Here is a 24210-nt window from a genome sequence, read left to right on the forward strand (position 1 = left end):
GTCCTTATGAATAAAAAGTATTATGGTTATTATAATTCACCTATTGGCATATTAGAAATAATTTGCTCTGAGGATGCAATACTATCAGTAATGTTTGTGGACCAAGAAAATTATGTGATGGATAAAGGAAATGAAATATTAGAAAATACTATTATTCAGTTAAATGAATATTTTAATGGAAGTAGAAAAGAATTTAACTTAAGGTTTTCATTATCTGGAACTGATTTTCAAAAGAATGTATGGAATGAACTATTGAAGATTCCATATGGAGAAACTTTATCTTATAAGGACTTAGCCATTAGAATAGGAAATGAAAAAAGTGTTAGGGCAGTGGGAAGTGCAAATGGTAAAAATAAAATATGGATAATAGTACCTTGTCATAGAGTTATTGGGGTTAATGGAAGTTTAAATGGGTATGCTGGTGGTATAGATAGAAAGCAATGGCTTTTAAACCATGAGAAGTAGAAATAGTATAAAGTATACTTATATAAACAACAAAACAGATTATTCAATAATAAGGCTTAAAAAAGCCTAGGTTATATCTGTTACAATTTTTATAGTTTAGATATATTTAATAGGTGTGAAAATAGTAATAATGTTTTAATGACAGTATATACGTGGGATAATAAACATCCTTTAAAATACCCCATTAAGTGGACTATATACAGTGTTTCTACCTGTGTCCACTTGATGGGGAACTAAATTTTTTATATTAACTATTATAATACTCTTGTAGAGGTAAGGAATGAAAATACAGAAGTACGTTTAACAGTGTTATCCCATACACGATCATAAATTTTACTTATTTGATTTGCAATTAAAGGTGCAACCTTAAATAATCCAGGTACACAGTTGTAGGATGCTACAACATAAAATACAGTGGGTCTATCATTGTTTTGATAAAGTTGTAAACCTGCATAATATTTATTGTATTTTGATAATAAATATTCATTAAGATTTTTACTGAAATCTATATAAGAGCACTCTAAACCTGGCTCAACAATAACTTTATTTACATTATATAATATATTTTTACTCTGCATAATGAAACACCCCCAGAGAGTTATTTAATTATAATGTATAATATGTGAAATACAAATTCAGTGTTCATAAAATAATAGGAATTATAGGAACTTTGTGCAATACACCATTAGAAATTGTAACTTTAAGTTGCAAAGTAAGATTGAAAAATAGGGGTTTTATAAGTGATAATGAATAATCCAAGGATAGCTTAACTATCTTTGGATTATTCATTATTATACTATAAAGTTATGATATCACTTTGAGTGTAATCTAATGTAACAGCGGCTTGGTTAAAATGAATTTCATAAAGAGATAAATGTTCTCCAAACTCATTTATTGTGATTTCATAATCAGAGATTTTCTTTATAAATTCATCCTTTAAATCAAATATGGTTAAATGACTTTTTTCAATGGTTGCATTGTTAACTCTAACATGTTCATTTCCAATATGAGGTATAGTGGTAAATGCTACTAGATAATTTTTAGCAAACTCCTCAACCTTTGAATTATCTGAGAATGTTGAAAAGTATACTATTCCTTTCTTTGAAATATTGTAGTAAAAATTAACGATTCGAACATTTGGAATATTATCTACACTTGTTGCTAAAGCTAACTCCTTTTGACATAACATAATCCTATTAAATTCTTGTGAAAAATTCATTTGTAATCCTCCTATATATTATGTATATTATTTCTAATAGATTAAATATATCACAGTGAATATGACCACATTATGTCAAGGTTATAAAATAAATGTATACATGATTTCAAGGAGAGATATTATTGAAAATAGATAGATTAATATCCATTATTATGGTGTTACTAAATAATGAAAGAATGAGTGCAATAAAATTAGCTGAGATGTTTGAAGTTACACCTAGAACGATTTATAGGGATATAGATACAATATCTTTAGCAGGGATACCAATAATTACTTATACTGGGGCAAATGGCGGTGTTAGTATAATGCCTGAATATAAAATTGATAAAAAATTTTTTACTGCTTCAGATATATCAACACTTTTAATGGGGCTTTCTAGTGTTTCAACAACATTATCCAATAAAGAAGTTATAGGAACTTTGGAAAAAGTAAAGAGTTTACTTCCGAAAGAACAATTTAGAGATATGGAGTTAAGGTCAAATCAAATAACAGTTGATCTTACTACGTGGATGGGGAATAAGAGTTTTCAACCAAATCTTGAGAAAATAAAAAGCGCTTTAAATGATACTAAGCATTTATCATTTGAATATTATGGTGGTAATAGAAAAAAAGATAAACGTTGTATAGAACCATATAAATTAATATTGAAAGAAAATAACTGGTACTTACAAGGATATTGTACTTTAAGAGAAGATTTTAGAGTATTTAAATTATCTCGAATTTCAAACCTTGAAATATTAGAATCAATATTTGTACCAAGGGAGTTTAAATCAAAGCCATTAGATGGAAGTGGGTGGATAGATAAAAGACTTATCACAATTAAGCTTCTAGTTGATTGGTCTTTGAGAGAACAAATGGTTGAAAGATGCGGAGAAGAGAATATAAAGGCTTATGGAGAGGATAAATTTATAGTTGAGTTTCCTTTTGTAGAGGATGACTTAGGATATGATATTTTAATTGGATTTGGAGACAAATGTGAGTGTTTAGCTCCAGAAAATGTACGAGTAGAACTTATTAAACGTATCAAAAAATTATTATATATTTATGAAAACTAATATTTACTTAGAAAAACCTCACTTGTAACTGTTACGGAGAACCGTATCACAAGTAAGCCTCCAAATTTTACATTTGGCAAGGCGAACTTACTCCTATGAGCGTAGGCGAGTAGGAGTTTCATAAAAATAAAAGAGATTTTTGGTCCTAACTATTGAAATTAACTGGGTAGGACTATCTTTTAACCTGTAATATTTATTTGTAAAATATCAAATCTCCTCTACCATAACTTCTATCTTTACACAGTATTGATTTTCATCCTTAGTACTAAGCTCATTTAGAGGATATTCCTCATAGGCATTACTACAAATTCGTAGGTTATTTTCTTTAATAAACGTAAATAGCTTTTCATAAAGATCATCAGATTCCCCATAAGCACATCTACCATAGAATACTGCATACTTGCCTTCTGGTTTATATGAATTTTGGTCATTTTTCACTTTAAAATAGTAGTGCATTACTAATAAATGATCTTTAGAATCAATGTTTTCTGTATTAATAATAGCACCAAGAGGATAACCTACATCAATTCCATTTTCAGCAGCAAAATTATAAAATAAAATAGTAGAATCATCTAAAGGATCATTAGGAAGTATAGGGCCTAAAAAAATAGGCTCTTTCTTTTTATATTCAATATTTATGCTATTATCTTCATATTTAATAGCTTCTTCTGCCATATCTACATATAATTGCATGATTTCTATGATACGTTTAAGTTTTTTTATTTCCGAAGAAATAAGTTTTTTCTGCTCACTAAATAAAGAAAACATCTGCTCAGGAGTACGTATATCTATATATTCCTTGATTTTGTCTATACTAATGCCAATCTCTCTAAGAGAAATGATTAAATATGCTGTAGTAAGCTGACTTCTAGTATAATAGCGATAACCATTTTTACCACGAACTTCTGGAGAGAATAGCCCAATTTGATCATAATATCTTAGGTTTTCACGCTTAATTCCAGTGAGATGAGAAAATTCTTTTATTGACATATAAGATTTATTTTTCATAAATAACCTCCAAACTTTAAATAGGCTATTGACATTAAAGTTACTTTAAGCTTTATAATACCACTGAAAACAAGTTTTTGCAAAATTGCTTACATGACGGAGGTAACTATGAAATATTTTAAAATATTCCTAAAAGAAAGAAAAGGAAAAGTAGGAATAACATTAATCATGCTTTTAGGACAAGTAATAGGAACATTACTAATTCCGCTACTAATAGCAGGAATCGTAGATAATGGAATTATGAAAGGTGATATAAATGAAATTCTTCGTATAGGGGTTCAAATGATAGTAGTTCTTTTAATAACAACAGTGGCAGCTGTCTTAGGAAGTTACTATTCTGCTGACTTAGCTGCAGTTTTCGGATATTACATGAGAGATAAGATTTTATGTAAGAGTCAGGAATTGTCTGTTCATGAATTTGACACTATTGGGGTTTCTTCTATGATTACACGTACAACTTCAGATATTTCTAATTTACAACAAACTTTTGGCTTGAGCTTACAGCTTATAGTTCCAGCACCACTTATTATCGGTGCATCTATTATTATGACAGCATACACTAGTCTTACATTAGCTTTAATACTTATTTTATCTGTGGTAATATTTATGGTTTTTGCTGGATTAGTTCTTAAAAAATCAACTTATATTTCTAAAAGGGTACAGACTAAATTAGATTATATTAATCAAGTAATAAGGGAGTCTATTACTGGAATTCGTGTTATCCGTGCTTTTGGTAATGAAAAACATGAGGAAGCTAGAGCCGATAAAGCTTTTAAGGGGTATGCTACAGATATGATAAAGCTAAATAAGCTATTTGCTGTGTTAAATCCTATAATATGGCTTGTAATTGGTTTGTCTATGGCGCTTATAGTTTGGATAGGTGGAGTACTTTCTATGAATGGAACAATGGAAATTGGACAAATAACTGCAGTTACTGAATACTCTATTATTACATTGAGTTATTTAATATTGGCTACAACAACAAGTGTTACTCTTCCTAAAATGAAGTCATGTCTTAATCGTATAGAGGAAGTTTTAGAAATTAATTCAGAGATTCAGGATTTAAACATAGAAAAAGAAAATATAAAGGATAGTTCTGCAGTTATTGAGTTCGAGAATGTATCCTTCTTTTATCATGGAGCAGAAGAGCCAGTTATAAGAAACATATCATTTTCATGTGATAAAGGACAGACTACAGCCATTATTGGAAGTACAGGATCTGGTAAAAGCACTATTGCTAATCTTATTTTAAGATTACATGACATAGACCAGGGAGAGATTCGTATAAATGGTGTAGATATAAGATGTCTTTCACAAAAGGAATTAAGGGATAGAATTGGTTATGTTCCTCAGAAAGCTTTCTTATTTAGTGGGGCAATTAAAGATAACCTAAGAATGGGGTATAAAGAAGCAACTAAGGAAGATATGAAAAGAGCATTAAGGATTTCTCAAGCAGAATCTTTTGTAGATAAATTACCGAAGGGATTAGAATCCGAGGTTTCTCAAGGGGGATCTAATTTTTCAGGGGGGCAGAAACAACGTTTGTCTATTGCAAGGGCTCTTATAAGGAAGGTGCCAGTTTATATTTTTGATGATAGCTTTTCTGCTTTAGATTTAAAAACAGATTCAGTACTTCGTAAATCACTTAAGGAAAATATGACAGAGGCAGCCAAGATAATAATCGCTCAGAGAGTAAGTACAATTATAGATGCAGACCAAATCCTTGTATTAGAAGAAGGAAAGCTAGTTGGTATTGGAAAACATAATGATCTAATGAAAAACTGTTCTGTATATCAAGCAATTGCTAAAAGCCAGATGAATATAAAGGAGGCTTGATTTTATGAAGAAGGATAAAGATAAAAAGAAAGATACAATGGTGTTTAGTGAGGATATTCCTAAAAATACAAAAAAGACTATTAAAAGATTAATGAAAAGATTAAAAACACAAAATAAAAAGCTAATAATTGTAGGTATTTCTGCATTGTTAAGCAGTGCATCTTATGCAGTTATGCCGCTTATGGTTGGAGCAGCTATTAATAATCTACTAAATGCAATTCGTAGCTTTGATGGCAGTATGAGTGTTATAGCTATGGTAACAAATGCATTAGCTATGCCAGTTTTCATGTTAGTATTAACATCTATTGTTAGTAGTTTGCTTTCTTATATTCAGCAATATATAGTATCTAGCATTGGTGAGAATTTAACTCTATCACTACGTAAGGACATTAGTGAAAAAATAAATAGACTTCCACTGAAATACTTTGATTCACATAAAACAGGGGATGTTATGAGCAGAGTAACAACTGATCTTGAAAAAGTATCACTAGTAATGCAAGTTGGATTTATGCAGTTTATATCCTCTTGCTTTACAATTGTGCTTACTATTATTGCTATGGTTATTTTAAATCCAAAGTTATCTTTTTTAATTCTTATATTCATTGGAATTAGCTCTATTGCAACAAATTTTGTATCGAAGCTGAGTCAACGTTATTATGCAGATAATTTTGCTACCATGGGTGATTTAAGTGGGAAAATTGAAGAAGTATATTCAGGAAATCGTATTATAAAAATATTTAATCAACAGTCTAATATAATTGAAGAGGCTTCTCGGCTTAATAAAAAGCAGTTCGAAGCAAATAGAAAAGCGCAATTCATTGATTTTGCCATATATCCAGTTATAAGGATATTAAATCAATTAGGCTTTGTCGTTATAGCTATTGTAGGAGGAATAATGACACTTAATGGACAAATCTCTTTAGGTGGAATTCAGGCATTTTTACAATATGTAAATCAAGTTTCTGAGCCTATTACTCAAGCTTCTTATGTTATTATGTCTCTACAATCTGCCATTGCTGGAGCAGAGAGAGTTTTTGAACTATTAGACGAAGAGGAAGAAATTATAGATAATAGAGCTAATACATTCCCGAAATCTAATGGTAGAGTGGTTTTTAAGAATGTAAAGTTTGGTTATACACAAGATAGAACTCTAATAAAAGACCTAAATTTAGAAGTTAAACCTAATGAAATGGTGGCTATTGTTGGTCCTACCGGTGGAGGAAAAACTACATTAATTAACTTGATTATGCGTTTTTATGAAGTGAATGGAGGAGCTATATCAATTGATGGGGTTAACATCACAGAAATTTCTAGAAGCACATTGCGCCGAAATATTGGTATGGTACTTCAGGATACATGGCTCTTTGAAGGGACAATAGCTGAAAACATTGCTTATGGTAAGATGGATGCTACACGAGAAGAAATTATAGCTGCTGCAAAGTCAGCCTGTTGTGACCATTTTATTCGTACACTCCCAGAAGGATATGATACTGTAATATCTAGTGAGATAGCTAATGTTTCTCAAGGACAAATGCAGCTTTTAACTATTGCTCGTGCTATGCTGACTAATCCAACAATTATGATATTAGATGAGGCTACTTCAAGTGTGGATACAAGAACAGAAGTAGAAATTCAGAAAGCTTTATCAAGACTTATGAAGGATAAAACAAGCTTTGTAATAGCTCATAGATTATCAACTATCCAAAATGCAGATATGATTTTGGTTGTTAAAGATGGAGATATTGTAGAGAGAGGAAACCATGAGAGTCTTCTAATACAAAATGGTTTTTATGCTTCTCTTTATTACAGTCAGTTTGAAGTTGCTAATTAAATAATATAAAAGAAAAGAGCTTAGTGTTGGTAGCAATGAGAAATCCTTAGAATATTTATTTTGTTTTAGGATTATTGAATTTTAACGAAATATGTTAAGAAGAAGGGTGCTAATCTTGTGAGGGTTGGCACCTTTTTCTATACGGAAGAATAAAATAGAAAAACTTTACTGGTACTGATACAGAGAAGCGTACCATAAATGATGTTGGTAAACATACAATATTAAGTAGTAAAAGGTTCATTGAGTAACATCAATAATCTACTATAAATCATTGTTCCAGAAGATAAAAAACAATATAGAAATATTTTCTATCATTGTAATTGAGTTTCCATATATATAAAATTAGATTGAATAGAACTTAAAAAATAAAGCATATAAATAAGGAGTGCAATAATGAACAGTGTATTAGCAGAAAAAATAAATGATTTTATGGAATTATACTGTAACACATGGGCATTTAGTGGATCCATATTAGTAGCTCAAGAGGGTGAAATTATCATTAAAAAAGGCTATGGACAGGCATCTATAGAACATAGTATTCCAAATACATCAAAAACCAAATTTAGAATTTGTTCTATAGCAAAACAATTTACCGCTATGGCAGTGATGATGTTACAAGAGAATGGCTTGCTTAGTGTTAATGATAAAATTTATAAGTTCTTTCCTGAATATAAGGAATTGGACAAGAGAATAACCATACATCATCTTTTAACTCATACTTCCGGTCTTCAATATTTATTTGGACCAAACTTTCCAATAATGTATAGTAAATCTAAGCATGCACATGAAGATATGTTTAATATATTTAAAGATAAACCCCTTTTGTGTGAGCCAGGTGAAATGTGGAATTATTCTAATTACGGATACTATTTACTCGGATGTATTGTTGAAAAGGTTTCAGGTGTAACCTATGATGAGTTTTTAAATAAAAACATTTTTGAACCGTTAAATATGAAGAATACTGGTATTGAAAAAAATAGAGCAATTGTGCCAGGGTTAGCTAATGGGTATTATCTAAATGATAATGATTTAATGCATACTGATTATGTAAACATGGATACAACTTTTGGATCTGGGGCAATCTACTCTACAGTTGAGGACATGCTAATATGGGATCAGGCTTTATATAATGGAGGACTTGTTTCAGAGGAAACACTTGATACTATATTTTCACCATATGCAAATTCTGGTGAAAGAGGTACTGAGGATAATGATTATGGTTATGGATGGTTTATAGATAAAATGTACGGGCGCAAGAGGATAAGTCACGATGGCGGTGGATTGGGCTTCATAACTGGATTTGACAGATACATCAATGAACAAGTAAGTATTATTGTATTAAGTAATTATGGATTTACAGCAGTTTGGCGTATTACAGATATTCTTGCTGCTATAATGTTTAAAGAGGAATATGAATTTCCAAGTAGACCATTAAAATATGATTTAGATTACCAGGTATATGAAAAATATATGGGTGTATATGAAGATGAGTGTACAAAACTTACAGTAGGAAGAGATCAGGAAAAAATGTTTTTTATTTTAGACGATGAATATATTATACCCATGTATCCCATATCAGAAACAAAATTTCATCATACTTGGATAGATGAGAGTTATAGCTTTCATAAAGATGAAAATGGAGAGCTTTACTTTTGTGGAGCTAAAAAGCAATAATTTTATACATTTAATTATACTGTAAGAGTTTCTATTCAAGACTATCTTATAAAAATTATTGTAGTGAAAATAAACTTTGGCTGAGAAGAGTGATGTTAACATAACTTAAAGAAACCAGAAAGTTTTATGGGGTAAATAATAGGGAGATTGAAGCACATCAAAGAAAAACAGATGCAAACGTAGGATTGACAAACGAAAATGTAGAGGAAGCAATTAAGTTACTTAAGGTAAAAACTCTATAAATTAAGCTTATAATTTAATAAGGTGAAAAACTTAGTATTACCATAAGTAAGGTAGGGTTTCCTTAAACTATTGATATGATTAAGGCCAAGAGAGAAGATAGTGTCAACTAACGTAACATATCCTAAATAATTTACAAAAAATATATTTATTTTTATATACGCTAAATAAGAAATTCTTAGTGCTAGTAGCCCTAAGAATTTTTTATTTAGAAAGTGAATTTTTGTATAAGAATTACCCTTCAGACTTCTTATACATTGACACCTTTTGTACTACAGGGAAAAATCCTATTTTATATTTATATACCAATTAAAATATCAATTTAGGATCAGAAATATAACTTCATATACTTAGGCTTCAGCAAGATTTTTGGGGGAAATATAAAAGAAATATCTTCATCATTGGGTGATTAGGGTAGTGGTATTAATTTGATTTTTAAAGACATTTTCTCCAGAAGCCATCCTTATCATAACTTTTAAAGCCTGCTGATTCATAGAAAGCCATTCTATCATCACCATGACATATTACATATGCTGATTTACAACTAAGAACTTTTGTCCTATTTAAGGCTTCAAGTATTACAACCTTTCCAAGACCCTTTTTTCTATGGTCTAGATGTATTTGTTTATTGACATATTACTTTGCATAATTTAAAATCTTTATAAAGGCACTTAATAAAGTATATTTATAAATAGGGGCGAGAGATTGATGAGTAGTGTAAATGCCAATTTAGTAAAAGAAATTAATTTAAATAAGTTGAGAAATACATTTAAATTTAAAAAAATAGCTTCAAAACCTCAATTAGCAGAATTAACGGGTTTAAGTGTAGTAACAATTAATTCTTTAGTTAAGATACTTGTTGAAAATGGAGAGGTAATAGAAGATGTAATATTACCGTCAAATGGAGGAAGACCGGCTACAGCATATAGATTTAACAGTGAGTTTAGCTTGGCATTGGTTATTTATATGTATGAGCAAAGAGGGAAAGATACAACGTTTATATGTGTATCAAACCTATATGGAGAAATTTTAGAAAAAACTGAAATAACAATGATTAAAATAGAAAACCATAGCTTTGATAGTTTGATTGAGAAAATGCTTATAAAATATCCAAATATAAAAGTAATTAGCTTTGGAATGCCAGGGGAAGAAATAGAGGGAAGATTATTAATTAGTGACTATAAAGAACTTAAAGATCAATTTTTTACATCCTATATTAAAGAGAAATTTAAATTGCCGGTCATATTTGAAAATGATATTAATGCAGCTGTTGAAGGATATTGTTACTCTCATAGAATTACAGAGAAGCAGTGTGTAATAGGTATATATTTTCCAGGTAAGTATCCTCCGGGAGCTGGAATTTATATTAATGGTGGAATTTATAAAGGTCGAAATGGGCTTGCTGGTGAAATTAAATATCTTCCTTTTGAAATTGACTGGGAGAATTTTGATTATAATGAAGAGCAAATGAAAGAAATAATAATTAAAATAGTATTATCTTTTTGCTGTATGTATAATCCAGATACCATTGTTATATATGGAGAAGAAATACCAGATACAATTATTGAAGAGTTTAAGCGTATATGTAATTCAGAGGCTGAGAAGATTATGATTCCAGAAATAGTTATTTCTAAAAATTTGAATCATGATTTTGAAGTTGGAATAAAACAGATTGCATTAAAGGCTTTAGAACCAACTTTACAGTTAAGAAGATAAGAAAATTATTAATACATACAAATATAAAGAAAATATTAATTTATTAAAAGATATCATTTCTTATGGAATTAAATAGATAGAAGTTTATAGCAGTGTGAAAAAATAAAATGAGTGAATTAATTAAAGATATACTTGGAAGAATTGGTTCTTTAAATCCAAAATTAATTAAGGGATGTGTGAATATGAATATTGAACATGTAGCTATATGGACAATGGATATAGAAAAATTAAAAGATTTTTATGTTACTTATTTTGAAGGTGTTGCTGGAGATAAATATATAAATCATAAAAAACAATTTGAGTCATACTTTATTAAATTTGATTCAGGGGCAAGACTTGAAGTTATGCAGATGCCAACAATTCCTTTAAACTTAAATGATACTATTAATCAATATATAGGTTTAATTCATATTGCTATTTCAGTAGGTAGTGCTGAAAAAGTAAATAATATTACTAACTCATTAAGAAAAGATGGGTATAGGGTAGTAAGTGAGCCACGTTATACTGGTGATGGTTATTACGAGAGCTGTATTTTGGATCCTGATGGAAATCGAATAGAGATAACAGAATAAGGTTAACAACTAAAGTATAAAAACAAACCATAATAAAAAGCTAGTATGAAAGAGGTTACCCCCTGGAGCTAATGATTGTTCAAAATTTGAAATAGTTTAATTAAAAAATATTAGATTTAATAATTATAAAAAGATTTGTGTTATACCTGTCACAGTGAACCGTATCATAAATCACATTAACTTTAGGTTAGGAATTTGATATTTAATCATATTAACAATAAAGAAGGAAAATCCGAAGATGGGTTAGGATTTACCTTCTTTTTTATTTACAACAAAAATTTATAAGGATAAGTTTTAGATATTAGTTACTTGGGGTTTATTGATATAGTTCAATGTAATTATAAAAAATATGAGATAGGTGAAATTAAGATTATCCCTTATGTTTGGGTAAAAGTCATGAAGTAGTTCAATAATTCTAATTCATAATTATTAATAGCTTTGAATTGTATAGGCTTAATACAGTTATTGTTAAAATAGCAAAATGAGTCCATTTATTGTTGGGTTTATGTATTATAATTAAGTTATCGTTGCAACGAGGGGTGGATTTTATGAGTTATGCTGAATACCTGCAAAAAACCATAGATTATATTGAAGATAATATTAAGAGGCCCATCACAATCGAGGTTTGCGCTGATGCTGCTGGATTCTCAAAATATCACTTTTATAGGTTATTTACATTGTTTGTTGGAGTTCCATTAATGGAGTATGTTAGAAGGAGAAGACTTGCCTATGCCATGCAGGAAATTAATAGAGGGAGACGTATCATTGATATAGCACTGGATTATGGATACAGTTCAGAACGATCATTCTGTAGGGCTTTTCAGAAGGAGTTTGGTGAAACTCCAAGTAAATTTAGAAATAAGCATTTTGCAATACCTCAAAAACCAATTCTCAAAAAAAATGAGTTTATAATTTTAGGAGGGTTAAATATGGAATATAGTTTTAGTGATATAAGAATTGAAGAACTTGATACCATGTATGTGGCAAGTTCCTATGTAATTAGTTGTAATCCTGAGGATGAAGTTATAACTTATATGACACAGTGGATGGATGATAATAATATTGATCCTAAATCAAGACAATTCGGATTTGATATTCCAGTTTCAGAGGAGCAAAGACAAGAGGAGCTTAGAGGGTATGAGTATTGGATAAAAATCAAAGAAGATACCCAGCTATGTGAAGGAATGAATCTGAAAAAAATAGATAAAATGACCTATGCAATTCTGAGAATAACTAACCCTTTCTCAAATCCCTTTGAAGCAATACCTGCTGGTTGGAAGCAATTAGCTAAGTGGGTCGACTTGAAAGGATATGATCCTGATTGTAGTGCTAAATATTATAAGGAAAAATATTGGCTTGAAGAAAAACTTCAAGAAGAGGGTATTACCTATAGGGACCTCTATTTTCCATTAAGTTAAGATAATAAACACAGGAAATATTCCTGTGTTTATTATTAGCATATAGTTGATTAAGACAATTAAAAACAATTTGGATATTTATGGGTTGTAAATTAAATATATATGCTATAATTATAAACATCGTAAGGATAGATTATTGTAAGTAGTTGATACGTTATCACAATTTATCTGAATTTTCGTAACTAAGATAACAAGAGGAAATGCCTTAAAAGTTAATCTATGAAAATATATCCCATAATTATTTTATCTAAGAGTAGGAGGGAATGTTATGGATAGAGTCAAATTTGCCGTATTCACAGATTTGCATTATGATCATATACCAGATGGCCACAGGCGGCTTCAAGAATTCATAAACAAGGTTAAGAAGGCGGATATTGATTTTATTATTGAATTGGGTGACTTCTGCTATCCAAGGGAGGAAAATAGAATTGTTTTGAAGGAGTTAGAAAACATAGGGCTTCCTTGTTATTATACTATTGGCAATCATGATTCTGATACATTTTCAAGAGAGCAGATTATAGGTTTTTTGGGCATGAAAAACAATTATTACTCTTTTGTAAAAGGTAATATAAAGTTCATCGTACTTGATGGTTGCTATATTAAGAGAAAAGACGGATGTATTCCATATTATAAGAGAAATTACAATAAAACATCAGATAGTTATCCTTATATTCCACCAGAAGAATTATCCTGGTTATCAAATGAATTGAATGATAATTGTAAGTATTATATGATTTTTTCTCATCATAGTCTGGCTAACGAGTATGCTCAAAGGGGAGTGGCCAATCGTGAGGAAGTTAGGGCAATTCTTGAAAATGCAAATGGAAGGGGAAATCGGGTTTTGATGTGCATGAATGGACATGACCATGGAAATGCAGTTGTAGATATAAGTGGAATCTGTTATTATACTCTAAATTCTATGTCTTATATATGGCATGGGTTAAAAGAAACTTTCAACTATTCAAAGGAAATTCATGAAAAATACCCAGGACTTAAGGATATGATACTGTATAAGGATGGACTGCATGCTATTGTAACAATAAATGGTGATGGACAACTTATAATAGAGGGAATGAGAGGCAATTATCAAAATATAACACCAAGTGATGTGGGGATATGGAACAACATGTGGAATGGAGTATCCATTGAACCAATTGTATTATCAATGAATACATAAGATATATGAGAATAATTTCAGATAAAAACTTTGCAATAAAGAATGTGAAATGGGCTTATTTCAGGGAGGGTAGGCCTATATTTATATATTATTTATAAGTAATATATAAATATAGGCTATATACGTTACAGTGACCATACCATAAGTAAATGAAGTTTATAGTCTTAGAGATTGACATGAATTGCCTAAGGCTATTTTTACAGGTGAAAATACCGTATCACTTCATGTACTTGGGGTGTTTACATGGGAAAGGCAATAATTTAAATAGATTTGAAATATCAAATTTATGAAGATGAATATATTTAGAATAGTTTTCAGCCTCAGGATTTTAAGAGATAGAAGTATCGTGTATAGAAAAATATTTTTGGATGATAATCAATATGACAACTATAGTTGTGAGGCATGGATTCCTGTAAAAAGAAGAAAGAGGGGGATATAAAGTATGAATATTGAAATAAAAAATTCAGTCAAAGATCAGTATGGTAATAGTAAGAATAATATTTTTTTAGCATTTAGTGATGATGGAAGTTATTTAGGGAGTTCGTATGTATATCCTAATATGAATCATTGTCAGATAGAAGAAATACCCTATCTTATTTTTATAGATATTAATTTAGAAGAAAATATGGACAAATTATTAAAAGATAAGGTTAAACAAGAGTTATTTGATAAAGCTTTTTTTAGAGCAAATGAGATTCGCAAGGAAAGACCTGATTTAAATGCAAGAATATACTCCGGGTTTGAATATAACATGGATAACATGAAGTTTTATACTAGAAATAGCTTTGAGGAAGACTACAGCATTATTATGGAAGCAAATATTAATGAAGATTTTAAATATACACTGCCTAAAGAAGTTGAAGTAATTCAGATGAATCTAGAAGTGGAAGAAGAACTTATTGAATATAGACAGATGTATGATGAGATTTTTATATCACCACTAAATATGGATAGGTTTATAGAACAAAGTAAAGAAGAATGTTTTAAGAATTTATATTTTTTAGTTGACGGCAAAAGATGTGGTGGTTGTACAATTTTTAAAAATGATGATTTGGGCTACATTGAAACCATATATGTTCTACCAGAAGCACGTGGAAAAGGGATAGCAAAAATTATACTTAATTATATATTTAATTATTTCTTAGTAAATGGATTAAAGAAAACAAAACTTGAAGTATGGGAATTAAATAAACTTGCAGTAAGGCTTTATAAATCTTTTGGATATAAAGAAGAGGAAAAAAGCTTAATGTTTCCAGGAAAAAATCTTTAAATATAAAAAATCTAAGACTAAAAAAGAAGATATCACTTGCAGCAGTTACGGAGAACTATAACATAAGTAAATACAAAGTATCTATATTAATAAGAGAAGACTTATTTTACTAGAAATAATACCGTATTATAAATTATAACTATGCATTAAAAAACTATAAAAATGTACTTATATTTCCATATATAGAAAATAGTTAAGAAGTTATTCTTTATCTTTAGGAGAATATAGTAAGAGTTTATAATCAATACTTATATAGCATGGAGGGGTATGTTATGAAGTTACGTGAACAGATTAATCATTAACTTTTGTGAGTTTTCATAGTTGAAAACTCACAAAAGTATTATAATAGTCCTTAAGAAACATTGATGTTGATATTACCAAGTAACGAATTTTACTATAAGTTTTAAGGAGATGTTACAAATGGAACTAACCGAAATCATGGATGAATTAAAGTCACTTGGTACAGAGCGTACGAAAAAAACTTACATAGGCAAAGGTGCCAAAGAACCTGTTTTTGGCGTAAGCATAAGCGCTATGAAGCCAATTTTTAAGAAAATAAAATATAACCACACTTTGGCAGATCAGCTTTATGCATCAGGAAATTATGATGCCATGTATTTAGCTGGAATGATTGCTGAGCCTAAAAAAATGGTGGAAGAAGATTTTGACAGGTGGATAGAAGGTGCCTATTTTTATATGATTTCAGACTATATTGTAGCAGTGACCCTTGCTGAAACAGATATTGCCTTTACTGTTGCAGACCGCTGGATAGATAGTGGAAAAGAACTAACAATGTCAGCGGGGTGGAGCTGCTATGAGTGGTTATTAGGTAATCGTAAAGACAGCGAATTTGACAAGGATAAACTTTTGACAATGCTTAATAGGGTAGGTGACACCATACATGACCAGCCAGATCGTACTAAATATGCCATGAACAATTTTATTATAGCCGTTGGCATTTCATACTTACCCCTTCATGAAGAGGCAAAGAAAATTGCTGAGAAAATAGGAAAGGTAGAGGTTTTTACGGGGAAAACCCTCTGCCAGACAAATGTTGCAACAGAATCTATTCAAAATGCAGTTGATAAGGGAAGAGTAGGCTTTAAGCGTAAACATGTAAGATGTTAAGGCTTAGTATCAGCCATAGAAATTATCTAGTTGTTAATAAGAGAAGAAAAAGAAATTAATCCTTTAGTAGTGAATCCTACAATAAATAATAGATTAAAAGGTTGAATTATAATCATGAATTAGTTAATAATTAATAGAATCAATAAAAAAATAAAGTAATTCAATATATAGATAAAATATTAAAAAGGAGGCGGATAAAGTGAAAGATGAATTCATTTATTTAAAAGGATGTAGGGAGAATAATTTAAAAGATATATCTCTAGAAATACCTAAAAGAAAGATAACTATTTTTACAGGGGTTTCTGGGTCAGGTAAATCTTCAATTGTTTTTGAGACAGTTGCAAAGGAGGCAAAACGTCAATTAAATGAGACCTTTAGTGCGTTTATAAGAAACTTTTTACCTAAGTATGGTCATGTTAAAGCTGATCATATTGAAAATCTTTCTACACCTATTATTATTGATCAAAGTAGAATTGGTGGTAATTCTAGATCAACTTTAGGAACTATTACAGATATTAATTCATTCCTAAGAGCTTTATATTCAAGGTTTGGAAGCACATATATAGGAAAAGCTAGTATGTTTTCTTTTAATGATATAAATGGAATGTGTCCAGAGTGTGAGGGACTTGGTAAAAAGCTAGTTCCTAATATGGAAGAAATAGTTGATATGAATAAGTTTTTAAATGAAGGAGCAATTTTACTTTCAGGATTTGGAGTAGGGTCATGGAGTTGGAAGCTGTTTACTGAATCAGGTTTTTTTGATAATGATAAAAAGATATGTGATTATTCAGAAGAAGAATTACAAAAGTTTTTATATGGAGAGGCTGAAAAAATTAAGATAGCTGAAATAGGTACAATGAATTTAACTTATGAGGGATTAATAGTTAAATTTAATAAAAGTTATTTAAAGAAAGAAGGGGAAATTTCTGAAGCTGCCAAAAAGAAGCTTAGTAAGTTACTAATTGAAGGTGAATGTGCTACTTGTAAGGGAAAAAGGCTTCATGAAAGAGTTTATGGATGTTTAATTAATGGGTATAATATTGCAGACTTAACTAGTATGCAAATTGATGAATTAATTAAAGTTATGGAAAACATTAAAGAGGCTGAAGCTGAACCATTAGTTAAGAGTATAGTTGAAAAGCTAAATAATATTATTGATATAGGACTTGGATATTTAACTTTAGATAGAGAAACCTCATCATTATCAGGAGGTGAATCTCAACGTATTAAGATGGTAAAACATCTAAATAGTAATTTAGTTGATTTAATGTATATATTTGATGAACCTAGTATAGGACTTCATCCAAGAGATGTTTATAGGTTAAATAACCTTTTAAGAAAGTTAAGAGATAAAGGTAATACTGTAATTGTTGTTGAGCATGATCCAGATGTTATTAAGATTGCAGATCATATTATAGATGTAGGACCTCTTGCTGGAAGACATGGAGGAGAAGTAGTATATCAAGGTAGTTATGAAAAATTACTTAAGTCTGGGACTCTAACAGGAGATGCTTTAAATAAATCTCTTTCTATTAAAGAAAAGGTGAGAGAAAATAAGGGACATTTAAAAGTTGTTAATTGCAATAAAAATAATTTGAAGAATATTTCTGTTAATATACCAAAAGGTGTTTTAACTGTAGTAACAGGGGTTGCAGGTTCAGGGAAAAGCACATTAATTAAGAACGAATTTTTAAAGCAAAACAAAGAAGCTGTACTAATAGATCAAAGTCCTGTAGGAGCAAATTCAAGATCAAGCTTAGCAACTTATAGTGGAATTATGGATAATATAAGAAAAGCTTTTGCTAAAGAAAATGATGCGAATCCATCATTATTTAGCTCAAACTCAGAAGGGGCTTGTGAAAATTGTAAGGGTAGTGGAATTATAGAAACAAACCTTGCTTTTATGGAAAATATAAAGAGCATCTGTGATGTATGTGATGGTAAAAAGTTTAAAATGGAAGTCTTAGATTATAGATTACATGGTAAAAATATAATTGAAGTTCTTCATATGTCAGTAGGAGAGGCTATTGATTTCTTTAATATGAAAGCAATTAAAACAAAGCTACAGGCTATTCATGATATGGGTATAGGTTATTTAACACTAGGTCAAACCTTAGATACATTATCAGGTGGTGAATGTCAAAGGTTAAAGTTAGCTAGTGAATTACATAAGGAAAGCTCAGTATACATTATGGATGAACCAACAACAGGTCTTCATATGGCTGATATTGAGAAGTTTATAAATATTGTTGAAAATATCGTAGATAACGGAAATACAGTAATTATTATTGAGCATAATATTGATGTAATTAAAAGAGCGGATTGGATTATTGACCTTGGGCCAGAAGGTGGAATTAAAGGTGGAAAAATAATTTTTGAAGGAACACCTAAAGAATTATATAAGTGTAATGAATCATTAACTGCTAAGTATCTATAATTATATTACTATTTAAAAGATATATAAGTATTTGTAAAAATTTAAAATATTAAGATATAGTATTTATGAGCCAAAACTAATTTTATAGTTATGGCTCATTTTTATTTCAGAAAAATTTTATAGATTTAGGATATTTATAGAACAATAAATTGAGAAGCCTAGATCATACTTGCTGCAGCGAATCTTACCATAAATAAATGAGACTTCTACAAAAGATATTGAAATAAAGACATAATAACTATTAATATCCTGTTATTGAAACAGTATCCATAATATTGTAATATGTAGGGGTGAATTAAAATATATTATTTATAATAGTTGCATAGATAATATGGAATAGGAAGATTAAAATGAAAAAGAAAAAGAAGTTATTAAGTCAAAGGAATTTAATATTTTATTTTTTGGCAGTTTGGTGTAGACGTATAATTAGATACAAGCAGTGGTATTTTAGCTCTATCAAGTTTGCAAAGGTAAGGGATTTTAGTAAATTACCGTATAGAGTTAAAAAGCATCAATCAGTTTTAATTAGAAAATTAGGGGATAGTGATATAGAACTACAGCTTAATAAGGTTGAAAACTTAAAGATAGCTATAAAAAAGATAGATGGAATTATCATAAGTCCGGGAGAAGTTTTTTCATTTTGTAAAACAGTAGGACTTCCAACAAAATATAAAGGATACCTTCCAGGGATGGAGCTTTGTTTTGGTGAAGCAAGACCAGGAATTGGGGGTGGACTTTGTCAAATTGCAAATCTTTTAAATTGGCTTGTAATACATAGTCCTCTTACTGTAATGGAAAGGCACCACCACAGTTTTGATCCATTTCCAGATGAGGGAAGGGTGCTTCCCTTTGGTAGTGGTGCTACTATATTTTATAATTATGGAGATTTTCAGGTGAAGAACAATACAAGCTATACATTTCAAATAAATATTTGGATGAGCGAAAAATGTTTAGAAGGGGAACTTAGGATAAGTGAAGAGCTTGATTTTGCATATCATGTGTTTGAAAAAAATCATAAATTTTTTAAAATTAAAGATAATTATTACAGACAAAATGAAATCTGGAGAAATAAGATAGCTAAGTTTGAAGGTGGTAGGATTTTAGATACTGAGCTTATTACTAAAAATTGTGCTTTAGTAAAATATATTCCTAAAGAATTTGAAGAGAAATAATGTTTATGAGCCAAAACTAATTTTATAGTTATGGCTCATTTTTATTTCAGAAAAGTTTTATAGGTTCAATATATGGCAATATGTATAGTAGCATATTAATAAGTAGTATTGTCACACAAAAGATTTTATGTATTGGATAAGCTATAGAGATTTATGATATATGATGGAATTAAGTTTTGGATAAGGGGGCATAAGCAATGGTAAATAAAAATGCAAGATTACAATTGGTATTAAGTTTATGGGGTTTTAAAGAAAATTTAGAAATTAAAGAAGAAAATATAGAGTATGAAACTAAGAGAGAATCACATATTTGGACTGTAAGTGAAGATTATATATTAAAAATGACCAATAGTGAATATGAGATAAAAAACAATGTATATATTTCTAGATTACTTTTAAAAGCAGGTATACCTACTCAAAAAGTAGTATGTACACTAGATGGAGAGAGTTATGCTTCAGTAGGAAATAGATATTATGCATTATTTATAAAAATTAAAGGTGAAGTATTAAAGGACTATTACCAAGGGAATTATATTAAGAATGGCTTCTATTTAGGAGAATGTATAGCAGAGCTTCATGATGGCCTTAGAAATATTACTCATGAGTTAAAAGAAAATAATAGTCTATGGGATAACAATATGATAGAAGAGTTAGATGGTTGGGTTGAGAAAGAAATTAGTAGATATATACCTAAATGTACTTTGAATAAAGAGAAATTAGAAAATTTTAACAGGATTAGAATAGAATTAAATGAAAACTTTAAAGAACTCTATTTAAAACTTCCAAGACAGATTATTCATAGAGATATTCATGGAGAAAATATGATCTTTAAAGATAATAATCTAGTAGGATATATAGATTTTGACTTAACTCAAATTAATGCAAGAATATTTGATCTGTGTTATTTATGTACAGGGGCTTTAGCAAAAGTATTTGATGAAAAAGATAAGAGAGAAAAGTGGCTGGACTTTTCAAAGGCTGTTATTAACGGATATGAAAGTAAATCTGAAATGACAATAGAAGAGAAATGTAGTATTAAGTATATGTTCTATTCAATAGAACTAATTATGATTGCATTTTTTGCACGAGATGGATATACAGAACTGGCAGAGAATAATATTAAAATGATTAATTGGATAAGTTTGGTTTTGGATAATTCAAAAATCAATCTATTTGTATAGATATAGGTAAAATTTTATGATGCACTAGCTTATATTGACAGAATGAATTCCAAATAATACAATAAATTTAAAATAATAGTAAGGAGGAGAAAAACATGAACATAAATTTATTTCATTCCTTAGAAGGTGAAAATATCTATTTTAAAAAACTAAGTAAAGATGATGCTCAAGATATACATAGTTATGCATCCGATGAAGCAGTTTCACGTTTTATTGGTTGGAAATTAATGAAAACTTTAAATGAAACTAGTGAGCATATTGAAACAATGTTAAAGCGTGAGGCGAATGGGACTCATTTATATGCCTCTGTTATTATAAAATCAACTCAGAAAATTATAGGTACAGCTATGATTTTCAATTTTGACGAAGAAGCAAAACAAGCTGAAATTGGTTATGTTTTTCATAAAGATCATTGGAGTAAGGGATATGGCTCAGAGTGCGTTGCATTGATGAGTGATTTCGCCTTCGAATCACTTAATCTACACAAGATACATGCCTGTGTAGTAGACGCAAATATTGGTTCTGCTAGGATATTAGAAAAGAACGGGTATGAGTTAGAAGGACGATTAAAAGATAACTATTTTATAGAAGGTAAATATTATGATGCATTGCTGTTTGGCAGAATTCAAAGTAAATCTAATTCTTTTTGATAAGTTAAATTAAGCTGTTCAGCGTAGAAACAATTCGTAACAAATAGCCATAAGATAATAAAAATATCTTATGGCTATACTTATTTAACACTAAAAATAGGTCTCTTTGTTATTTATAATATTTTATTTTATATTTATTGGATTTTAATGGAGAATATTGAGAGGAAAGTTCATAATCTTATGAGAACGGAAAATAATTAAATATATACTATTTGACACATTATACTATGTAATATATAGTATAATGTATTAGGAGGGGTATTATGGATACACAGTTGAAAAAGGGGCTACTAGAATTTTGCGTTCTTTCAGCACTACAAAAGTCAGATTCATATGGTTATCAAATAGTAAAAGATGTATCAGAGTGTATTGAAATATCAGAATCTACATTGTATCCCATATTAAAGCGATTAGAATCCAATTCTTATGTTGAAACATACTCTGTAGAGCATAATAGTCGTTTAAGAAAGTACTATAAAATCACGGAAAAAGGAAAAGATCACATAAAAGAGTTTCTAAATGATTGGCAACAAGTTATGAAGATTTATTATTTTATAAAAGGAGAAAAAATAGATGACTAAATCAGATTTTTTTAATAGTTTAAGGGCGTCATTAACACCTCTAAGTAAAGAGGAGTGTAATAAGTTTATTATTTATTATGAAGAAATTTTTGAAGACTATAAAGAAAGTGGATTAACAGAAAAAGAGGCCATTGATAAACTAGGGAATCCGCATATCATAGCTAATGATATTTTAAGTGATCAAGATAATATTAATGTTAAGGTATCACCATTCCGTAATAATATATTAAATGTAATACTATTAATCTTAGGATTTCCATTATGGGGAAGTATATTGTTAGCATTAACTTTACTTATACTGTCTGCAAATATTATTATTTGGTGTATTCCATTCACTACAGGAGTAAGTTCAATTGCTTTTTTAATAGCAGCCTTAGTTAGTATAATTGGGTCACCATTTATGATGGCAGATATATTAGAAGTAGGTATTGTGCAATTAGGAGTGGGAATTGCATCAATTGGTCTTTCTATATTATTAGCATTTTTAACCCTATTTTTATCTAGGAAACTTGCAGTGATTACAAAGCAATTAATCTTGATCATATGTAAGAAATTTAATAAGAAAGTAGTGAGATTATGATAATAAGAAAGCTTAAGAAAAAGGCTATTACAATGAGTGTTTACCTAATAGTCATAGGATGTATAATTGCAATATTAGGCTTTGGAATATCTGGATTCAATTTAAGTAAATTTGAAAAAAATGATACATATAAATGGTATCGAACTATTAGAATTAGTGAAGGGCTATCTTTAAGTTTATAAATGATTTTAATGAAGGAAGGCCCAAAAGGACATAGTGTATATAGAAGGATATGAGATAGAGTAATTAAAGAACTTATACTTAAATATATTGAGTAAGAGTATAGTAACTCTGGATATAGAGAAATAACTATTATTTAATAAAATACTATAACCTTATAATTACTCTATGTATAAAGATAATAAAAATCGCTTTAGTTTACTGAGGCGATTTTTATATATGTTGTGATAAAAGCATATTGATTTATTAGTTTCAGCAAATTATATGTATTTTTTAGGTCCCAATATACATTAGTAAAATATAGTATACTTATGATGTAAAAGGTTTATTAAAGATTGGGGGAATAAGATGAAGGCCATAGTTAAAGATATGCCTAGCATAAAAAAACTAAATAAGGAAATTAGGGGTATGAAGTTTTGGGGGCTTTTAATGGGGAAGAATTTTAGAAAAAAATTAAGAGAAACTAATAAGAGCTTAAAAAATTTTATTCACCAAGTAGAATTATTTGATAAAAGATTTTCAGATAAAGGATGGGTAATTTATGACAACTTAAGTTTAATTCTTATTGAAGAAGTGAATAAAGCATATGATGAAAAAGGAGAAGAGGAAGCAGAAGGGATACTAATTGAACATTATTCTTCTTCAAAGGTAGAAGAAGATTTATATTTGCTAAGACATGGTTGTGAGGAAATCACTATAAGATATGAATTTAATTAATGTATTAGCTACACAAAATAGCAATGAATTTGTGACAAAAATTAGTATATAAGTTAATATTAATCTACGATATAACTTGTAGTTTTAAAATATGGAGAGATGA

General features: G+C 29.4%; 22 protein-coding genes. 19 read left to right on the forward strand and 3 right to left on the reverse strand.

Annotation, left to right across the window (positions count from 1 at the left end; all coding sequences use genetic code 11):
- Window positions 1-6: 6 nt before the first annotated feature.
- Window positions 7-465, forward strand: coding sequence for a methylated-DNA--[protein]-cysteine S-methyltransferase (locus BR69_RS0108235; RefSeq protein WP_027632760.1), 459 nt, complete (start codon window positions 7-9; stop codon window positions 463-465).
- A gap of 254 nt (window positions 466-719) precedes the next feature.
- On the opposite strand, the gene BR69_RS0108240 is transcribed toward BR69_RS0108235, so the two are convergent.
- Window positions 720-1043, reverse strand: coding sequence for a hypothetical protein (locus BR69_RS0108240; protein WP_027632761.1), 324 nt, complete (start codon window positions 1041-1043; stop codon window positions 720-722).
- Window positions 1044-1261: 218 nt separating this feature from the next.
- Complete coding sequence (locus tag BR69_RS0108245; protein ID WP_027632762.1) at window positions 1262-1684, reverse strand: pyridoxamine 5'-phosphate oxidase family protein; 423 nt, start codon at window positions 1682-1684, stop codon at window positions 1262-1264.
- Between the two features lie 122 nt (window positions 1685-1806).
- Between BR69_RS0108245 and BR69_RS0108250 the strand changes: the two genes are divergently transcribed.
- A complete protein-coding gene (locus BR69_RS0108250) occupies window positions 1807-2739 on the forward strand; it encodes a helix-turn-helix transcriptional regulator (protein ID WP_027632763.1) in 933 nt (310 codons plus the stop codon).
- Window positions 2740-2946: 207 nt separating this feature from the next.
- Here BR69_RS0108250 and BR69_RS0108255 read toward each other — a convergent pair whose 3' ends face one another.
- A complete protein-coding gene (locus BR69_RS0108255) occupies window positions 2947-3747 on the reverse strand; it encodes a MerR family transcriptional regulator (protein ID WP_027632764.1) in 801 nt (266 codons plus the stop codon).
- A gap of 108 nt (window positions 3748-3855) precedes the next feature.
- Between BR69_RS0108255 and BR69_RS0108260 the strand changes: the two genes are divergently transcribed.
- The 17 genes from BR69_RS0108260 to BR69_RS0108340 all read left to right on the forward strand — a co-directional run bounded on the left by BR69_RS0108260 (window position 3856) and on the right by BR69_RS0108340 (window position 24107).
- Complete coding sequence (locus BR69_RS0108260; protein ID WP_027632765.1) at window positions 3856-5583, forward strand: ABC transporter ATP-binding protein; 1728 nt, start codon at window positions 3856-3858, stop codon at window positions 5581-5583.
- A 4-nt stretch (window positions 5584-5587) separates the two neighbouring features.
- Window positions 5588-7414: an ABC transporter ATP-binding protein gene (locus BR69_RS0108265; RefSeq protein ID WP_027632766.1), complete on the forward strand. Its 1827-nt coding sequence runs from the start codon at window positions 5588-5590 to the stop codon at window positions 7412-7414.
- 393 nt (window positions 7415-7807) lie between these two features.
- A complete protein-coding gene (locus BR69_RS20200) occupies window positions 7808-9088 on the forward strand; it encodes a serine hydrolase domain-containing protein (RefSeq protein WP_051623542.1) in 1281 nt (426 codons plus the stop codon).
- A gap of 948 nt (window positions 9089-10036) precedes the next feature.
- The gene (locus tag BR69_RS0108275) at window positions 10037-11044 is read left to right on the forward strand and encodes an ROK family protein (RefSeq protein ID WP_027632767.1); all 1008 of its coding nucleotides are present in this window, start codon (window positions 10037-10039) and stop codon (window positions 11042-11044) included.
- Window positions 11045-11226: 182 nt separating this feature from the next.
- Window positions 11227-11616, forward strand: a complete 390-nt coding sequence (locus tag BR69_RS0108280; RefSeq protein WP_027632768.1) for a VOC family protein — start codon at window positions 11227-11229, stop codon at window positions 11614-11616.
- A 548-nt stretch (window positions 11617-12164) separates the two neighbouring features.
- Window positions 12165-13034, forward strand: coding sequence for an AraC family transcriptional regulator (locus tag BR69_RS21130; protein ID WP_051623543.1), 870 nt, complete (start codon window positions 12165-12167; stop codon window positions 13032-13034).
- Window positions 13035-13302: 268 nt separating this feature from the next.
- A complete protein-coding gene (locus BR69_RS0108290; RefSeq protein ID WP_027632769.1) occupies window positions 13303-14211 on the forward strand; it encodes a metallophosphoesterase family protein in 909 nt (302 codons plus the stop codon).
- 442 nt (window positions 14212-14653) lie between these two features.
- Window positions 14654-15481 (forward strand): GNAT family N-acetyltransferase, encoded by an 828-nt coding sequence (locus BR69_RS21135; RefSeq protein ID WP_051623544.1) that lies wholly within the window; start codon window positions 14654-14656, stop codon window positions 15479-15481.
- Between the two features lie 420 nt (window positions 15482-15901).
- Window positions 15902-16609, forward strand: a complete 708-nt coding sequence (locus BR69_RS0108300; protein ID WP_027632770.1) for a DNA alkylation repair protein — start codon at window positions 15902-15904, stop codon at window positions 16607-16609.
- Between the two features lie 199 nt (window positions 16610-16808).
- Window positions 16809-19046, forward strand: coding sequence for an ATP-binding cassette domain-containing protein (locus tag BR69_RS0108305; protein ID WP_027632771.1), 2238 nt, complete (start codon window positions 16809-16811; stop codon window positions 19044-19046).
- Between the two features lie 350 nt (window positions 19047-19396).
- Entirely contained in the window at window positions 19397-20218 is an 822-nt protein-coding gene (locus tag BR69_RS0108310; protein ID WP_027632772.1) for a VanW family protein, read from the forward strand.
- A gap of 197 nt (window positions 20219-20415) precedes the next feature.
- Window positions 20416-21399, forward strand: coding sequence for a phosphotransferase enzyme family protein (locus BR69_RS21140; protein WP_051623545.1), 984 nt, complete (start codon window positions 20416-20418; stop codon window positions 21397-21399).
- Window positions 21400-21494: 95 nt separating this feature from the next.
- A complete protein-coding gene (locus BR69_RS0108320) occupies window positions 21495-22049 on the forward strand; it encodes a GNAT family N-acetyltransferase (protein WP_027632773.1) in 555 nt (184 codons plus the stop codon).
- Window positions 22050-22312: 263 nt separating this feature from the next.
- Window positions 22313-22630 carry a PadR family transcriptional regulator gene (locus BR69_RS0108325; protein ID WP_027632774.1) on the forward strand — a complete coding sequence of 106 codons (318 nt, stop codon included), beginning with the start codon at window positions 22313-22315 and terminating at the stop codon, window positions 22628-22630.
- A complete protein-coding gene (locus tag BR69_RS0108330; protein WP_027632775.1) occupies window positions 22623-23210 on the forward strand; it encodes a DUF1700 domain-containing protein in 588 nt (195 codons plus the stop codon). Before BR69_RS0108325 ends, BR69_RS0108330 begins: the two co-directional genes overlap by 8 nt.
- On the forward strand, window positions 23207-23392 hold the full coding sequence (locus BR69_RS0108335; RefSeq protein ID WP_027632776.1) for a hypothetical protein: 186 nt from the start codon (window positions 23207-23209) through the stop codon (window positions 23390-23392). The genes BR69_RS0108330 and BR69_RS0108335 overlap by 4 nt, the downstream gene beginning before the upstream one ends.
- A gap of 346 nt (window positions 23393-23738) precedes the next feature.
- The gene (locus BR69_RS0108340; protein WP_027632777.1) at window positions 23739-24107 is read left to right on the forward strand and encodes a hypothetical protein; all 369 of its coding nucleotides are present in this window, start codon (window positions 23739-23741) and stop codon (window positions 24105-24107) included.
- The last annotated feature ends 103 nt before the right edge of the window (window positions 24108-24210 follow it).

It is taken from the genome of Clostridium hydrogeniformans DSM 21757 (assembly GCF_000686705.1).
Classification (GTDB): Bacteria; Bacillota; Clostridia; order Clostridiales; family Clostridiaceae; genus Clostridium_Z; species Clostridium_Z hydrogeniformans.

What these genes read in the sequence shown, in the direction of transcription:
- BR69_RS0108325 (WP_027632774.1), top strand. Translation starts at nt 22,313, where the DNA reads ATGGATACACAGTTGAAAAAGGGGCTACTAGAATTTTGCGTTCTTTCA.
- BR69_RS0108310 (WP_027632772.1), top strand. Translation starts at nt 19,397, where the DNA reads ATGAAAAAGAAAAAGAAGTTATTAAGTCAAAGGAATTTAATATTTTAT.
- BR69_RS21130 (WP_051623543.1), top strand. Translation starts at nt 12,165, where the DNA reads ATGAGTTATGCTGAATACCTGCAAAAAACCATAGATTATATTGAAGAT.
- BR69_RS0108330 (WP_027632775.1), top strand. Translation starts at nt 22,623, where the DNA reads ATGACTAAATCAGATTTTTTTAATAGTTTAAGGGCGTCATTAACACCT.
- BR69_RS20200 (WP_051623542.1), top strand. Translation starts at nt 7,808, where the DNA reads ATGAACAGTGTATTAGCAGAAAAAATAAATGATTTTATGGAATTATAC.
- BR69_RS21135 (WP_051623544.1), top strand. Translation starts at nt 14,654, where the DNA reads ATGAATATTGAAATAAAAAATTCAGTCAAAGATCAGTATGGTAATAGT.
- BR69_RS0108300 (WP_027632770.1), top strand. Translation starts at nt 15,902, where the DNA reads ATGGAACTAACCGAAATCATGGATGAATTAAAGTCACTTGGTACAGAG.
- BR69_RS0108235 (WP_027632760.1), top strand. Translation starts at nt 7, where the DNA reads ATGAATAAAAAGTATTATGGTTATTATAATTCACCTATTGGCATATTA.
- BR69_RS0108275 (WP_027632767.1), top strand. Translation starts at nt 10,037, where the DNA reads ATGAGTAGTGTAAATGCCAATTTAGTAAAAGAAATTAATTTAAATAAG.
- BR69_RS0108320 (WP_027632773.1), top strand. Translation starts at nt 21,495, where the DNA reads ATGAACATAAATTTATTTCATTCCTTAGAAGGTGAAAATATCTATTTT.
- BR69_RS0108280 (WP_027632768.1), top strand. Translation starts at nt 11,227, where the DNA reads ATGAATATTGAACATGTAGCTATATGGACAATGGATATAGAAAAATTA.
- BR69_RS0108265 (WP_027632766.1), top strand. Translation starts at nt 5,588, where the DNA reads ATGAAGAAGGATAAAGATAAAAAGAAAGATACAATGGTGTTTAGTGAG.
- BR69_RS0108240 (WP_027632761.1), bottom strand. Translation starts at nt 1,043, where the DNA reads ATGCAGAGTAAAAATATATTATATAATGTAAATAAAGTTATTGTTGAG.
- BR69_RS0108245 (WP_027632762.1), bottom strand. Translation starts at nt 1,684, where the DNA reads ATGAATTTTTCACAAGAATTTAATAGGATTATGTTATGTCAAAAGGAG.
- BR69_RS0108255 (WP_027632764.1), bottom strand. Translation starts at nt 3,747, where the DNA reads ATGAAAAATAAATCTTATATGTCAATAAAAGAATTTTCTCATCTCACT.
- BR69_RS0108340 (WP_027632777.1), top strand. Translation starts at nt 23,739, where the DNA reads ATGAAGGCCATAGTTAAAGATATGCCTAGCATAAAAAAACTAAATAAG.
- BR69_RS21140 (WP_051623545.1), top strand. Translation starts at nt 20,416, where the DNA reads ATGGTAAATAAAAATGCAAGATTACAATTGGTATTAAGTTTATGGGGT.
- BR69_RS0108290 (WP_027632769.1), top strand. Translation starts at nt 13,303, where the DNA reads ATGGATAGAGTCAAATTTGCCGTATTCACAGATTTGCATTATGATCAT.
- BR69_RS0108335 (WP_027632776.1), top strand. Translation starts at nt 23,207, where the DNA reads ATGATAATAAGAAAGCTTAAGAAAAAGGCTATTACAATGAGTGTTTAC.
- BR69_RS0108260 (WP_027632765.1), top strand. Translation starts at nt 3,856, where the DNA reads ATGAAATATTTTAAAATATTCCTAAAAGAAAGAAAAGGAAAAGTAGGA.